General features: G+C 70.4%; 16 protein-coding genes and 1 pseudogene. 10 read left to right on the forward strand and 7 right to left on the reverse strand.

Annotation, left to right across the window (positions count from 1 at the left end):
- Positions 1-77: 77 nt before the first annotated feature.
- Positions 78-812 (reverse strand): annotated as a pseudogene (locus AC07D6_RS32285) (zeta toxin family protein); the annotation flags it as partial.
- On the opposite strand from AC07D6_RS32285, the gene tap reads away from it, so the two are divergent.
- From tap to tpg (AC07D6_RS32300), 3 genes are all read left to right on the forward strand, one after another.
- On the forward strand, positions 811-3,111 hold the full coding sequence (gene tap / locus AC07D6_RS32290) for a telomere-associated protein Tap (protein ID WP_479050317.1): 2,301 nt from the start codon (positions 811-813) through the stop codon (positions 3,109-3,111). The pseudogene AC07D6_RS32285 and the gene tap overlap by 2 nt on opposite strands.
- A 6-nt stretch (positions 3,112-3,117) precedes the next feature.
- Positions 3,118-3,672 carry a telomere-protecting terminal protein Tpg gene (gene tpg / locus AC07D6_RS32295; protein ID WP_479050348.1) on the forward strand — a complete coding sequence of 185 codons (555 nt, stop codon included), beginning with the start codon at positions 3,118-3,120 and terminating at the stop codon, positions 3,670-3,672.
- Between the two features lie 172 nt (positions 3,673-3,844).
- Positions 3,845-4,285 (forward strand): telomere-protecting terminal protein Tpg, encoded by a 441-nt coding sequence (gene tpg, locus AC07D6_RS32300; RefSeq protein WP_479050319.1) that lies wholly within the window; start codon positions 3,845-3,847, stop codon positions 4,283-4,285.
- Positions 4,286-4,429: 144 nt separating this feature from the next.
- Here the strand turns inward: tpg (AC07D6_RS32300) and AC07D6_RS32305 are convergent, their stop codons facing one another.
- Positions 4,430-4,711: a hypothetical protein gene (locus AC07D6_RS32305; protein WP_479050320.1), complete on the reverse strand. Its 282-nt coding sequence runs from the start codon at positions 4,709-4,711 to the stop codon at positions 4,430-4,432.
- 439 nt (positions 4,712-5,150) lie between these two features.
- Entirely contained in the window at positions 5,151-5,657 is a 507-nt protein-coding gene (locus tag AC07D6_RS32310; RefSeq protein WP_479050322.1) for a hypothetical protein, read from the reverse strand.
- Between the two features lie 152 nt (positions 5,658-5,809).
- Between AC07D6_RS32310 and tpg (AC07D6_RS32315) the strand changes: the two genes are divergently transcribed.
- From tpg (AC07D6_RS32315) to AC07D6_RS32330, 4 genes are all read left to right on the forward strand, one after another.
- On the forward strand, positions 5,810-6,403 hold the full coding sequence (gene tpg, locus AC07D6_RS32315) for a telomere-protecting terminal protein Tpg (RefSeq protein ID WP_479050324.1): 594 nt from the start codon (positions 5,810-5,812) through the stop codon (positions 6,401-6,403).
- 104 nt (positions 6,404-6,507) lie between these two features.
- Positions 6,508-7,290 (forward strand): hypothetical protein, encoded by a 783-nt coding sequence (locus AC07D6_RS32320; protein ID WP_479050326.1) that lies wholly within the window; start codon positions 6,508-6,510, stop codon positions 7,288-7,290.
- Positions 7,287-7,553: a hypothetical protein gene (locus AC07D6_RS32325; protein ID WP_479050328.1), complete on the forward strand. Its 267-nt coding sequence runs from the start codon at positions 7,287-7,289 to the stop codon at positions 7,551-7,553. The genes AC07D6_RS32320 and AC07D6_RS32325 overlap by 4 nt, the downstream gene beginning before the upstream one ends.
- A 55-nt stretch (positions 7,554-7,608) precedes the next feature.
- A complete protein-coding gene (locus tag AC07D6_RS32330; protein WP_479050330.1) occupies positions 7,609-8,250 on the forward strand; it encodes a hypothetical protein in 642 nt (213 codons plus the stop codon).
- Positions 8,251-8,676: 426 nt separating this feature from the next.
- On the opposite strand, the gene AC07D6_RS32335 is transcribed toward AC07D6_RS32330, so the two are convergent.
- Entirely contained in the window at positions 8,677-9,333 is a 657-nt protein-coding gene (locus AC07D6_RS32335; protein WP_479050332.1) for a hypothetical protein, read from the reverse strand.
- A 387-nt stretch (positions 9,334-9,720) separates the two neighbouring features.
- On the opposite strand from AC07D6_RS32335, the gene AC07D6_RS32340 reads away from it, so the two are divergent.
- From AC07D6_RS32340 to AC07D6_RS32350, 3 genes are all read left to right on the forward strand, one after another.
- Positions 9,721-10,065: a hypothetical protein gene (locus AC07D6_RS32340; protein ID WP_479050334.1), complete on the forward strand. Its 345-nt coding sequence runs from the start codon at positions 9,721-9,723 to the stop codon at positions 10,063-10,065.
- A 127-nt stretch (positions 10,066-10,192) separates the two neighbouring features.
- The gene (locus AC07D6_RS32345; RefSeq protein ID WP_479050336.1) at positions 10,193-10,429 is read left to right on the forward strand and encodes a hypothetical protein; all 237 of its coding nucleotides are present in this window, start codon (positions 10,193-10,195) and stop codon (positions 10,427-10,429) included.
- Positions 10,419-10,676 (forward strand): hypothetical protein, encoded by a 258-nt coding sequence (locus AC07D6_RS32350; protein WP_479050338.1) that lies wholly within the window; start codon positions 10,419-10,421, stop codon positions 10,674-10,676. The genes AC07D6_RS32345 and AC07D6_RS32350 overlap by 11 nt, the downstream gene beginning before the upstream one ends.
- Before the next feature lie 253 nt (positions 10,677-10,929).
- Here AC07D6_RS32350 and AC07D6_RS32355 read toward each other — a convergent pair whose 3' ends face one another.
- The 3 genes from AC07D6_RS32355 to AC07D6_RS32365 form a co-directional block, all read right to left on the reverse strand.
- Positions 10,930-11,277 carry a hypothetical protein gene (locus AC07D6_RS32355; RefSeq protein ID WP_479050340.1) on the reverse strand — a complete coding sequence of 116 codons (348 nt, stop codon included), beginning with the start codon at positions 11,275-11,277 and terminating at the stop codon, positions 10,930-10,932.
- Positions 11,278-11,609: 332 nt separating this feature from the next.
- Positions 11,610-12,056 carry a helix-turn-helix domain-containing protein gene (locus AC07D6_RS32360; protein WP_479050342.1) on the reverse strand — a complete coding sequence of 149 codons (447 nt, stop codon included), beginning with the start codon at positions 12,054-12,056 and terminating at the stop codon, positions 11,610-11,612.
- Positions 12,053-12,757, reverse strand: coding sequence for a hypothetical protein (locus tag AC07D6_RS32365; protein WP_479050344.1), 705 nt, complete (start codon positions 12,755-12,757; stop codon positions 12,053-12,055). The genes AC07D6_RS32360 and AC07D6_RS32365 overlap by 4 nt, the downstream gene beginning before the upstream one ends.
- Positions 12,758-13,828: the final 1,071 nt, after the last annotated feature.

Here is a 13,828-nt window from a genome sequence, read left to right on the forward strand (position 1 = left end):
CGCCAACCACCGCCTGTGAGCTCGTTGTCGTACAGCACCGTGCCGTCCCGGTGTACGACGGTGATCCGGTCGGCGAGCTGCTCGGCCTCGATCACCGCCAGCGTCACGAGCAACTGCTTCGCGCACGTGTCGTGGTTCTCCCACGACACATACCGGCCGCCACCACGAACCGCCTCGGACAGAAAGCGGTCCAGGATCCCGAGCTGGTTCAGCGCCTCCGTCGTCGCCACCGCCACCACCTCCAGCCGGAAGCCGGCCCGCCGATACGCGGTTGCTGACGCGCGGAACTCCTCGACGTCGGCCAAGGCGGACTCGACCACCGCGTCGAACCCGCGCGCGCGGACGTGCTCCTCAAGCGCGGCCTGCCAGCGGCGCGTGTCCGGGCGCACCCCTGCACCGGCGGTACGGACGTCGCCGGCCAGGAGCTCGCCGTACCGGGAGTGCACGCTCTTGTAGAGGTCGCTGCAGATCCGCACCGCACCACCCCGCCGGTCGAGCGCCGCCTGAACGAGATCGGCGATCTGAGTCTTCCCCGCGCCGGGCTGCCCAGCGACGTCAACCACGACGGGGCGGGACTGAGATACGGCGCCCTTGGTGAACGTTGGAACGATCACCTGCTCCAGAGTCTGGAGGCTCTCCGCCTCGGGCAACGCCCCCAAAACGCCGCTCTCCCCCACCAGACCTCCGAGCTTCAGATGCTTGCACTTCAAGGTCAACATAGCATCCGTACGCGAATCGCACGCTATTTGTACGCAAAAGATGCGCGATTCGTACGCTTCAAGGGGGTAGGATGGTGACAGGAGGTGCTTCATGTCCGAGTTGTTCGACGCGGTCGACGCCCTGCTCGCGTCCCGCGCCGTGCTGCCGCCGCCGGCGGAGCGCAAGCGGCTACGGCAGGCCCACGCTCTGACGGTCGACGAGGTCGCGGCCGCGCTGAAGGTGCGCCGGGCCACCGTCAGCGGGTGGGAGGCGGGCAAGACCGAACCGCGCCCGCCGGAGCGCGACGCGTACGCCCGACTCCTGGACGGGCTCGCCAAGCTCTACCCCGCCCCGGCCGACGAGGCCGCCCCCGCCGAGGCCACGCCGCTCCCCAGACCCGCAGCCGCGCCGACCCCCGGCCCCGCGGCAGCCGCGCCGGTCTCCGCCCCCGCAGCCGTGCCGCCCCGGGAAGCCGCCGCTGAGGCGCCGGCGGTCCCAGAAGCGTTCACCGGCCCCGCGCCCGTTCCCGCCCCGGCGGCCGAAGCGCCGGCGCCCCCGGCCCCGGCTGCTGCCGTACGACCGGCGCCTGCCGCGAAGCCCGCCGCGGCGTCGCGGCGCCCGGGGGTGAAGAAGGCGGTGGCGAAGAAGACCACCACGGTGTCGGCGGTCGCCGTCGACCCGCGCTTCGAGAACGGCCCGCTCGCCGTCATCGATGTCGACGCCGACGGGCAGGTGTCGGCGTACTGCGTCGGCGGCCTGGTCCTGGACGTGCCCGCCAAGACGATCCCGGCGCTGGTCGACTGGACCCTCGCGGAGGCGAAACTCGGGCAGGCCCGGCTGCACCGCAACGGCCGCGACGCCGACCCGATCCTCGTCTTGACCGCGTCCGCGCTGGAGCGCTACGGCCTGCCCGCCACCCTCTCGGAGGAGGAGCGGAACGCGGGCCGGCTCCCGTCTGGCCACAAGGTGATCAAGCAGATCGAGCGCGCGGGCCTGCAGATGACCCAGCGCGGGTTCGGACCGTGGGCCCGCCTCTACCGCGACCCGGAGGGCTCCAGGCGGCGCTGCGTCCAGTTGTGCATCCTGCCGTGGGACGCGCTGAACACGAGGGAGTGGGGAAGGAAGGACGACCCGGAGCTGCTGCTGACGATGCACCTGGCCGACCTCGCCCGCTACCTCGGCCTGTACGCGGCCCGGGTGATGACGCCGCGCGGCTCCACCGCGACGACCGGCCTGGAGCTGATGACCGCGCTGCGCCCGCCGACCCGCGCGCAGAAGGACGAGGCGACCGGCGAGTTCAAGCCCGCGTTCAACGACGACGCCATCACCGCCAAGTACGACGTCGTGCCGTGCGAGGTACCCGACGAGCACCCGATCCTGAAGGACAAGTTCGCCCGGCACCACCTGCGCACTCCGGCCGAGATGCTGATGGAGGAGCCCTACGACTGGTGCCGTCCGCTGACCGACGAGGAGTGCGCCAACCCGTACCTGGTCGCGATCGACATCAACATGAGCTTCGCCGCGGCCGCGAACGGCCTGGTCGTCGGGTTGAACGGGCCGACCCATCTGACCGGCAACCCCGCCTTCGACCCGGCGCTGCCCGGCTCCTGGCTGGTCGACCTGTCCCACGTCGACCTCTCCCGCGTCCAGGTCAACGGCCGCACCGTCGACGGCGACCGGCTCCCCTCGCCGTTCACACCGACCGGCGAACGCCCCACCGGCCCGGCCTGGTACGCCACGCCGACCGTCGCCTACGCCGTCGAGCTCGGCTTCGACGTCGCCCCGATCGAGGCGTACGTGCGCACCCAGACCGGCCGCTACCTGGACCCCTGGTACAAGCGTCTGCGCGACGCCTACGTGGCCACGATGGCCGACATGGGCGTCACCACCGACCTCCAGGGCGAGGAGTTCCTCGAGGCGATGGCGCGGCGCAAGCAGGTCGACCCGACGATGGCGCTGCTGGAGACCGCGATCAAGGCCACCGCGAAGGGCGCGATCGGCAAGCTGCGCCAGCGCTCCCGGGGCCAGGTGCCGTACTACGAGCCCTACCCGGCGCTGGAGCGGTGGACGTGGCGCCCCGACATCCGGGCCGCCGTGCTCGCCAGCCAGCGCACCGGCCTGCACCGCAAGCTGATGAAGACCGCGGCCGCCGCCGACCTGTACCCGACCTCCATCGGCACCGACGCGATCGTCTACCCCTCGCCCGGCCCCTCCCCGCTGGACGTCCTGCCGACCACGCCCGAGGGCAAGCCGGTGCCCGGCGGCTTCCGGCTCGGCGTCTCGCCCGGGATGGTCAAGCACCAGGGCACCCAGACCGTCCTGTGGGCGGAGCAGCAGTTCGAGGAGCGCGGCGGGGTCTTCAACCTCTCCAACCTCATCAAAACCGACCAGAGCGCCGGAGAAGGGGAGTAGGCCGTGGTGGACTCGCTCGGGGACAGCCTGGACCGCGCACTGGAGAAGGCGTTCACCCGCCCCGCTCCCAAGAGCGCCCAGGCCCAGATGAAGTACCTCGTCAAGCAGCTCAAGGGCACCAAGGCCACCGCCCAGGCCCTCGGGATCTCCCAGCGCACCGTGGAGCGGTACGTGGCGGGCAAGCTCAAGCGGCCCCGCCAGGACCTGCGCGCCCGCCTGGAGGTCGAGGTGAAGAAGCGCTGGCAGCCGCAGATCCGCGCGAAGGCGAGGCAGAAGGCGGCGACCACGGACGGGTTGGTCGTCTCCACCCGTGCCCGCTTCGGCTTCGAAGCCGAAGCGGGCACGACCGACGATTCCCGGATCCGCGACATCACCCAGGCCCTGCCGCCCGAGTACGCCGAGAAGCTGTTCACCGCCCGCGAGCAGGGCGAAAGTGAGGACCAGCTCCGACAGATCGCCGCCGACGGTCTCGCCCGGATGTACTTCCGCGCCAACAACAGCAGGGCCCACGGCCTGAGAGTGGAGTTCACCGACGTGGAGCGGCTCGACATCGAGCTGTAGGCCGGCTCCCGCACGAGCGCCTCGTCCTCGGCTGTGGTTAGTGCCTCAGTTGGCGGGTTGGCCCTTGAACTGGCGAGTTGAGCAGAACGGCCCCCACGCTGGCGTGGGGGCCGTTCTGTACCGCGGATATTGATGACCCTCCGCGCGGCGTCGGGGTGGCACGGACACCCGATTGGGCTACACCGCGCCGATCGGGTCGACGGACCAGGACCGCATCCGGTACCTGACCGTCGCCCTGCCGCCTCGCTTCGCCGCCCAGAAGGCCGGCGCCAGCGACCAGCAGCTCCAGGAGATCGTGGCCGAAGGACTCAAGGAGGTGTACTTCCAGGACAACGGCCACCGCGCCGGCAGCCTGGAAGAGGTCCGGTTCACGGACGTCCAGCACCTGGAATTCGACCTTTATCAGTCGCGCCCCGAACAGCCCGCGAGCCCTGGTGTGGCTGAGCGCTTTGTTTGGTCCTTCTGCCGCTTTTATGGAAGGCCAACCTCTGAGCGGCACCAGGCTCGCCTCGGGGTCACCAGGTCATCCGAGGCGAGCCCTTGTCCTGAGGCCGACGGCGAGAATGCCTGCGCCGAAACGGCCAGTACGAAGCCCGGTGATGCAGGCAAGTAGATTTTCCCCTACCGAAGGATCAACTCATCGCACATTTCCATGTGGACGATGAACTGGCACCGGAAAATCTACAAACTCGCTCTAGGTAGTTCCCATCACAGCAGGAATCACCTTACAGCGGTCTTTTCCGTGCGGTGGATGCGGCTACTGTCCAGCGCGCGTACAGGCCTCGCTGGCGAGTCCGCCGGGGACACCGGACACCCGAGTCAAGGCGAGGATGCAGAGCTCGTAGTCCGCGGGAGTGTTCAGCGAGCCGGCCTGACAGGCGAGGCTGATGTCAGTGGAGCTGTAACCGTTGTCGGCGAGGTAACCCACGCAGTCCTGCGCGGTGGCCTGCGCGGCGGGCGCGGCCAGCAGCGTTCCACCCAGTATGACGGAAGCCGCACCGACTGTCGCGGCGAGTCGGATTCCGAGCGTGCGCTTCATATCGCTCCCTTGGAGAGCAGAGGTATCCCGACGGGGTTGCCGGGAGGAATCAGAAGCATAGCGCGGGCCACCTCTTATGTAATGCCTGTCGCATAGCCTGTTCAGCGAACGGAGCGATTTGGCCCCGCAATTGATTTCCTGTCAGAGGCGGAGAGGGGAGACATCAGTTTGCTATTGGTGTGGTAGCGGCTGCCGATGCGCCAGTTACTGGCCAGCCCGCCTTTACGGCCTTTCGCAACGGCGACATAAGGAAGCGAAAGGGTATAAAGCTCCCTTGGGGGAAGCGGGTAAAGGTTGGCTGAATCAGAATCAGGCCGTCGCTCGTCGAGCTGACGGGGAAGGCGACATTGCGAATTCATTCCCAGTAGCCTCGAAATTCAGCTGGTCAGCTGTGGTGCTCGGCCGCACCCAGGCCGACATCGATTCGGGGCCCGCTCGTTCATATGCAGTGCCGCTGGGTCAGTTCCTGGAGCACCTGGTGCCAGCCCTCGCCCCGGCGTCGCCGGTCCACCGCTTCGACCATCGCCGCGGGCGGCAGGGCAGCGAAGAGGTCGGCGAGGTGGCCGCCGCGGCCTTCCTGGGCGTCGAGCCACAGCTGCTCCGCCACCCGCATGTCGCGGCCGATCCAGTACTCGGGCCGGGCATGCCGACCGCCCGCCCCCCGCCCATCCGGAGGCCGCCGGCGACGCGCCGGGGCCGCCGTCCCGGCCGTACCGTCCGGGGGCGGTGGGGCCGTGACGAGGGCCCGGAACTCCGCCGTCGCGGCCAGAGCCGGCGCCAGCGCCTTTCTCGCCGGAGGACCGAGCCGGCCCAGGGCGTCGACCAGGGCGTCGACCACGCCCAGCACGTCCGTCGCGGCCGCCGGCGACCAGCCGACCGCCACGGCCGCCTCCAGCACGTCGCAGGCGGCGTCCGACAGGCACTCGACACGGGCCGGAAGATCCATACTCCGCCCAACGACCCGCCCTTCGGGGCGTGACGGCCCGCCCCGGGGGCGCCGGGCGGCCAGCCGCCGTGCGGGCGGGGGCCGGCTGCCGCTCGCCGCTGTGACCACCACTGCGTCCACTGTCCACAGGCCCCGTCCGATGGGGTGTTCGTATGACTGAAGAGGAGAAGGCGGCGCAGGCGGCCAGGACGCGGGCCAAGCTCATGGAGGGCTTCGCCCATGCGGAGCGTGCCCTGTTCACCCGGCCCGCGCCGAAATCGCCGCGTGCCCAGATGAAATTCCTTCGCAAGCGGGAGAAGGGCTCCATCAAGTCCTTGGCGGAGCGGTTGGGCGTCTCCCGCAAGACGGTGCAGCGCTACCTCTCGGGCGCGTCCACCAAGCCGAACAAGCGCCTGAAGGAGGTGCTGGTGCAAGAGACGGAGTCGGAGTGGCAACCGCAGGTCAGGGCGCAGGCCCGGCAGCGCGCGGCGTCCTCGGGTGGGCTGGTCATCTCCTGCCGGGCGTACTTCGGCCTCGGTCCGGAGGGCACCTCGGACGCGGGCCGGGTGCGGGACATCACGGTCGCCGTCACCCCCTCCCACGCGGCCGCCATCATCGCCGCCCAGGAGGAAGGTGCGACGCAGAGCGATCTGCATGACGCGGTCGCGGAGGCCATCGCGGACGCCTATTTCCGTCAAGGCGGTGGCGGACGCGCAGGCCTACAGGTGAAATTCGCGGACGTGGAGTGGCTCCAAATTCGCTTTTAGCAGCACAGAATTCCCGGCTGCGGTAAACCTGTCCGTGGACCGTCGCGTCCAACGCGCGGCGGCTCGATATCCCGTCCGTTCTCCGTGACGATTGAGAGGCCCGTGTGAGCACCCCTGCGCCCCGCTCCCGCCGCCGCCCCTACGTTCCCGCGCCCGGCGCGGCCGCGCCCCGCCAGCCGGTCGACCAGGCGAAGGTCGGCCGCAGCTCGGTGCGTCGGCGGGCCACCAGCATGACCGCCACCGAGGCCGCGGCCGCGCTGGAGGACGCCCGGCTGCAACAGCACATCGACCGGGACCGCGAGGACCTGGCCGACGACGAACGCGGCCCGGCCGAAGTCGGCGAGTGGCAGCGCATCGCGCAGCTGCTCGCCACCACCGGCGGGACCTACGACCCGAACGGTGACGCCGTCGTCCAGGACGAGCTCGCCGCCGACCGGCGAGCCGCCCAAGCCGAGCAGCAGCGCCTGAAGGAGCAGCGGCGGCTCGCCGCCCGCGCCGACGAGCTCGCCGCGCACATGCGAGCCGGCCGACTCGACCGAACGGTGAAGACCCGGCCCGGAGACGAGGCCGCCCGCGAGCTCCTGGTCCACCGGGGCGACTACCACCCGGTGGTCGACGGCTGGTTGGCGCAGGCCTTCGCCGACCGCTCCGGTCACTACGCCGACCCGGCCGCGCGTACCGCCGCCGCCGGCTCGCTGCCCGCGGCGGTGCGGGCCCACGCCGCCCTGCTCACCGCGCTCGCCCGCACCGGCGCCCCGGCCGCCGACGGCGAGCTGGAGTTCGCCGGGCGTCTCGCCCAGGCCGACCCGGAAGCCACGACCGCACTCGCCACCTGGCTCGACCGTGTCCTCGCGCCCGCCGAACTGGCGGAAGCAGGCGACCGGTGAGCACGGCCGACCCCGCGGTGGCCACCTTGGTGGAGGCGCCCGGCTTCGGCACCCGGTACGTGGACCTGACGGCCGACGGCCAGGTCCACGTCGACTACGCGCCGCCACTCGGGGAGCCCCGGTTCGAAGGCGACGACGACCCCGACTGCAACCCGATCTGCGCCTGCCCGCGCCTGCCGAAGCAGTGGTGCAAGGGATGCGGCGGATGCGTCGTCTGCGGGCAGTGCCGTGAACCGCACCTCTGGCCGTCGCTCTCGAACTGATCACCCACACCCGTGCCCGGGGCAGCACCGGCCCCGGGCACGGCATAGTGCCGGGGTGACCACGACACCGGACCGTCTGGACCTCCCCGCCCGCCGGCGCCGCAACGCGCGACTGATCGCCGCCCTGACCCAGCTGATCGGTGCCTGCGCCGAAGCTGCGGGCACGGTCTACCGGCCGATCGCCGCCGCCCCGGCCGACCAGGAGGGCGTGGAGGTGAACCTCTTGCCGTGCCTCCAGGTCAGCCTCAGCGCCGCCCCACTGCTGGACATGGCCCGAACCGAGGACGACGCCCGGTGGCCGGCCGCCGTGGCACGGGAACGGGCGGCGGCCGGGCGGACCTTCGCCGCGCGGTGCGCACTGGCGGCGGCCGGGGAGGTCTTCGAGCCGGACGGCCCGCTCGGCCCGCACGAGCAGGCCGCGGCCATGGAGCTGGCGAGCGCCGGTGAGGACGTCGCCGCTCGCTGGCGACACGATCCGCAGGAGGCCGTCGCCTTGATCCAGGAGCTGGTGGCCAGCGGCGAGTTCACCGTGGACGAGGTCCTGGACGAGGCCGTCGACTCCGCAGTGGTGATCGGCCTCCTGACGTTGCAGGAGGTGCGCACCGCGTCCGACCCGAGCGCGGCGGCGGAATTCTGCCTGCACGCGGTCCCCCACATCGCGCTCGAGGTCACCCTCGCCAGCGCCGACCTCGACTGACCCGCCCCCGCCGGCGGGGCGGACACCCGGGGCGCCGAACGCGCCCTGTCACGTTCACCGAGAGTCACAATCGGCGTGTCACGCGCCCTGTCACGCCCGCCGCCGACCGCGTGACAGCACCCGCCCGAATGACCGTAATGATGGCGTTTTGGGGTCGCGATAGGTGTCCTCTGACACTGAACATGGATCGATTGCCAGGGAAGTTGGACAGCCGCTACGGTCCTGCCACTGATGCCACCCGAGACTCAGAGCTGTTGCGGCTGTCACCGACCCGCACCCGGGACAGCGCCGCACGCGAAGCGAGCTCAGCCAGGGGGGGCAGGCTCCCCCGAGCAAGACGGCCGTACAGCGCCGGAAGGATCGTGTAGGCGGCGCGGACGACCGGTCGACGAACAGACCACGGACCTCGGGTCGGTACGGTGCTGGTCAGTGCTGCGTCCTCCCGGCCGTGAACGGGCCGGTCGCGGGTGCCACGCACTTGTCCACGACGGGCTCCTCGCCACCCACCGAACCCTCCAGGCAGAGCCGTCCGCCGTTCTCGCGCAGGTCGAGGAAGAACTGCGTGGTCGCACCGGACTGCTTGAGGTCGTGGATGCGCTCGTCTGGGTAGCCGAGGCTGTTCAGGGCCGCCCTGACCTTGGCCGGGGTGGGGTCCGTCAGCTCCTGGACGGCCACGTAGATGCGCTGCTCGTGATGGTTGCTCGCGCACCAGTCGCGCGCGTCCAGCTCCACCTCCGGACCCGCCGTGGGCATCACCGGCTCGACCATGCCGGCCGGAACCTCCTCACCAGCCGGAGCCGGCTGCGGGTTCGGCGGCCCCTCCTGGGGGGTTCCCGGAGCCGGGCAGGTCTGTGCGATGTACTCCTGTATCTCGGCGAGGGCCGGAGAGGACAGGCTTCCCATGGGCTTCGCGGTCACGGGAGCCGTGGCCACCGCGGTCGAGGCCGACTCGCCGCCGCCGGTGGCCTTGGCTGTGCCGCAGGCGCCGAGTACCAACACCGCAAGGACCGTCAGGGCCAGGGTGAGCCGCGGCCGGCGCGAGGAGCGGGCGAACGTGCTGGTGGAGCCGTGGGTTCGGGTCATGCGCCCAGTCTCCGATCATGCCGAGCCCGGCGCGTGAGTACACATACTCACCTGGCCAGGGGGCAGTTGCTCAAGCCCGGTCCGCCTCCGTATCCCCTGTCCGTTGACAGAGGACAATAGGTCCCGGAGCCCCCTCCAGGGGCGTGTGCGCGTGACAGCGTGACAGCGTGACAGCTCCCCTTTGAGGGTGATCACGCTCTGTGTGGGTGGTCAAGGACAGCGGATGCCCCGCTGTCCCCGTCTCAGTGAGCCTTGACCGATCCCACCCATCCCGGTTCGGGCGGCCGGTTTACTGGAGCCATGGCGCTTTCCGATCCCCGCCCGTCTGATCCGCCACCCCTCATCGAGGCACTGGCCGTGTGGGGGTGGGCCGTAGAGCATGGCGGCGTGCCCCTGTCCTACGCCGCCCGCGTTCTGTGCGACCACCCCTGCTACGTGAGGTTCTCGGGTGTCGATAGCCCCACGCGGGCGGACCGCATCAGGTGGGCGCTGGACGGCCTGAAGGACTGGGAGAACCTCGTCGTCGAGATGGCCTGGCCGGGCGACGAGGCGTTCGATGAAGAGCGGTGGGACCAGGACGCCCACTGGCGGCTACGCGAGCGTCTCCTGCGCGATACAGGCCGCACCGAGAGCTCCGCGACCACTGCTGAGCTGCTTCAGCACTACCTGGACGACCGGATCGCCGAATGCGAGCGTCAGCAGAGCAGCCGACCGGACGATCACCGGAGCTGAGAGCCGGGAGGGGACACCCGCAGGCCCGTCTCCGGGGCCGGCGCCGGGTTTCGTCCGTACCCGTCCCAGAGCGCCCCGCCCCGGCGCTACCGTGAGAACACACGCCAGCAACGTCCAGGAGCCCCGGATGAGCCAGCAGCCGGCCCCCACGCCCGTCCCCGACCGCCAGCCCCTCGATGAGCACGCCGCCGCGTCGATCCGCGCCTACGCGGCCGACCAGCGCGCCCGGGTCGATGTCCTCGCCTCGGTGCTGGAGGACATCGCGGAGCACGGCTACCCGGCCGCGGAGTCCGGTGTGCTGTGGGAGGAAGCCCGCGACGCCCACCTCGAGCGCCTCGCCGGCGAGCAGCCCCGTGTCGCCTGAGCCCGCGCCGCGCCGGTCCCAGGTCGTCCTGGTGGAACCCGCGCTGAGCCAGCTGGAGAAGCTGACGGCCACCGAGACGCACCGCCTGGACCGCGCGATCGTCGCCATCAGCGTCAACCCGGACCTCGGCACTCCGGTGCCCGACACCCTGCTGCGCGACTACGTCGACGACGTCGACGGGGTCCGGGTGATCTACTACGTGACCGCCCTCCGGCAGATCACGATCGTGGCGTACGTCGAAGCCTGATCGACCCACAGCAGTGCCCCGGACCCGGTCGGTCCGGGGCACTGCTGTGTCTCCCGCACGAGTTGCTGCTACCGGTGATCCGGGGGCCGGAGAGCGATGACATTCGGGGGGCCGACCCCACCCGCCGCTCCCGAACGCGGCGACGTCCTCGGCGGCGAGCGGGACCAGGAGCTGGTCCTGGTGGTCGGGGTGTGCGGGATCGGTGCTCACCGCGGTCTCCTTCCTCGGGTGGATCGTTCGGCGGGCGGGTGGTCTACAGCCAGCGGAAGAGGTTGCGGACCTCGGAGGCCGCGCCCGAGAGGTTGTCGGCGTCCAGGCGCGCGTCGAAGTCGTACGGGTCCTCGCTCCCGTCCATGACGTCCTCGGACGCAGCCGCCAGGACGTCGACGAACCGCTCATGGACGGCCGCCTCCTTCAGGGCCTGCACGACGCTCTCGCGGTCGGCGGTGCCCCGCTTAATGGCGTCGGCGAGCAGCCCGAGCGCGGCGGCCACCGTCGGCGCCAGGTACGCGAGCTCGCTGTCGACGGCGCCCCGGTCGGCGCTGGTCTCGATGGCGATGATGTCGGCGGCCTTCACGATCTCCGTGGACGTGCGCTCCATGACGGGCTCCTGCTCTCGGCTGGCGAGGGTTCAGGCGGTCCGGCTGACGAGGGTGACTAACACGGCGGGTTCCTCTCACGGAGCTGCGACCTGCACGTTTCCCACGCGCAGGAACCGTGCGTCCGGATCTGACACTCCCTGCCCGCACATGAGGTCGGCACCGTGCCCCTGCCGAGAGGATGTGGCGCCGAACGAGACGGACGACAGGCCGTTTGGCCCCGCACTGATGGATCTTTGTCCATCCAGGCAGGGCCCTTCGGTGTCAGCCTCGACACCAGGAACGAGAGCGGCGCTGCACCAATGGGTGCAGCGCCGCCGGGGTGAGCAGTGGGTCAGGACACGGCCTTGAGGTTCTGGCGGCGCTTGGCGTTCTCGCGCTGCCGGCGCTTCTCGGCGAGCTGGTCCTGGTAGGCCGTGACGGCCTGGCGGTAGTGCTCCACGAAGCTGGAGGAGTTCAGCCGCTGGTCCTTCGGCATCGCCTTGACGGCCGCAACGGCGTCCTCGGGGGAGAGGTAGGCGGCCAGCATCGGGTTGAGCTGGTAGACGCCGGCACGCTGCTTCTTCACCAACTGCGCCAGGTCCAGGTCGCGCAGAGCCGCGTTCACCGCGGCCCGGCTCAGCCCGAGCATCTGCGCGAGGGTGATCTGGTCAACCTCGATCCGTCCGCCCGGCTCGCTGTGGGCGCGCATCTTCAGCAACACGCGGTACGCCGCGGGCAGCAGGTCCAGGTCGGCGACGATCCCTTCCGCGTTCACCGCGGCGAAATGCAGACCACTCACTGTCCGGTCCCCTTCTCCTTCTGCTGCGCCCGCTCAGCGCGGCGCGCAGCACGAATCTTCGCTCGTTCCTCGCGCATCTGCTCAATCTCCTGACGCATCCGCTCCAGCGACGGGAAGCGCACCAGGTCGGGCAGCGCCTCGTCCGACCGGATCTTCGCGATCGTCTCGTGCTGGTCGACTCGGACGTACCGCGCTTCCATGGTCTCCGTGCCCGGGATGAACTCGGCCACCCGGTAGGAGTACGGCGGGTTGAACTGGTAGACGCCGCGCTTCACCCGGAACACGATCCCGTGGGACATGACCTCCTGCAGAGCCTCGTTCACCTTGGTCCGCGTGACGTCCAGGACGATTGCCATCTCGTCCTGAGTCAGCGGGATGCGTCCGCCGGCCTTCTGGCACGCGATCAGCAGCAGGATCAGCCGCAGCGGCAGCGCCTCGCGGAAGAACTGCGCGATGACCAGGAAGAACTCCAGGCTGTCCATGGAGAAGGCGTTCGGCTCGTCCGGGGGGCCGTAGAACTCCAGCGGCTTCCGCTCGCTGTCCAGCGTGAGCTTGCGGCCGGGGTAGGCGCGGGCGACGTCGTCCAGGTCCTTGACGGGCCGCAGCGGCTGGTTCCAGGCGTCCGACGGGTCTCCCAGCGGCAGCTTCGGCTGCGGCGCCCCGCGGGGGCTTGTACGGCGGCGCTGCGGCTCTGTCGACACGAGGCTGCTCTCCAAGCGGTTGATCTCTGCAACGCGAAGCAGTATGTCACCTGTGCTTGACATGGATGTCGCTTCGACACGACATGCCGCACGAGTTGTGTCCCCCCAGGGGGGACAGATCTCCCCCCTGGCCGTCGGGCGGTCCCCACACGGGACACATCCGCTCCCCCATGTCGTGTCCAGTTGACATCAGGCACTAGATCATGTCGTGCGCAGTTGACATCGAGCGGACGATATGCCCCCTCAGTCGAGACACATCGACGTCGATACGTCCCCTCAACCGGTACATATCTCCCCCTCTTCAGCGTGCTGACCTGCAGTTTCTTGATCTCCCCATATATCAGTGGCTGAGGTCCCCGCACGGCAGCCTGTGCGGACGTCCCCTGGCGACCTTCACACCCTCCTGCGGGATCACCTCCAACCGCAGCGAACTCAGCTGCACACCATTGGCCGGCCATAGCGAGCCCACGCCCTCCGACACCACCCAGGTAATCTCTCAAGCGAATTCACCCCCGTTTCCTTCTGCTGCCGCAGGGCCGCATTGCGTCAAGCCCTCTGACTTTCTCTATTCCGTACGCGATGCACCTCTGAGTAAACTCTCAACTCTCTTTTCCTGGTCAGAGGTGACGTGCAACCATTCCAGTCTTAAGCTAGCTGACATCTTTGAAGCACACCCCCGAACCACCCACCCTCCCCCTCCCCGACTTCCGTTCGCCCCGTCACCTGCCCGACTACCCATCACCCCTCCCTCCCCTCACTGCTGCTGGGGCCGTAAGGCCTGTGGGTGGGCCGCGCGGAGCGTGGCGCGCCCCGTGGTACGGCGGGTGACGTGGGGTTAGGCGGTGGGGTAGCGGGTGGCTGGAGCGCAGCGGAGGCCACCGGTCGGCCGGAGGCCGGCCCCGGGCCGCAACGCGGCCCGGCTACCCTGCCCCTGGCGGTGCGCGCGGAGCGCGTGCCGCCAGGCGGTGCGCGGAGCGAGCCGCATCCGCTCACGCGGAGCGGGAGCGCCCGGGGAGCGCAGCGACCCGGCTCGCTTCTCCGGGCGCAGCCCGGAGGGACCCGCTCCGCGGG

Source organism: Streptomyces sp. NPDC045287, from assembly GCF_056432325.1.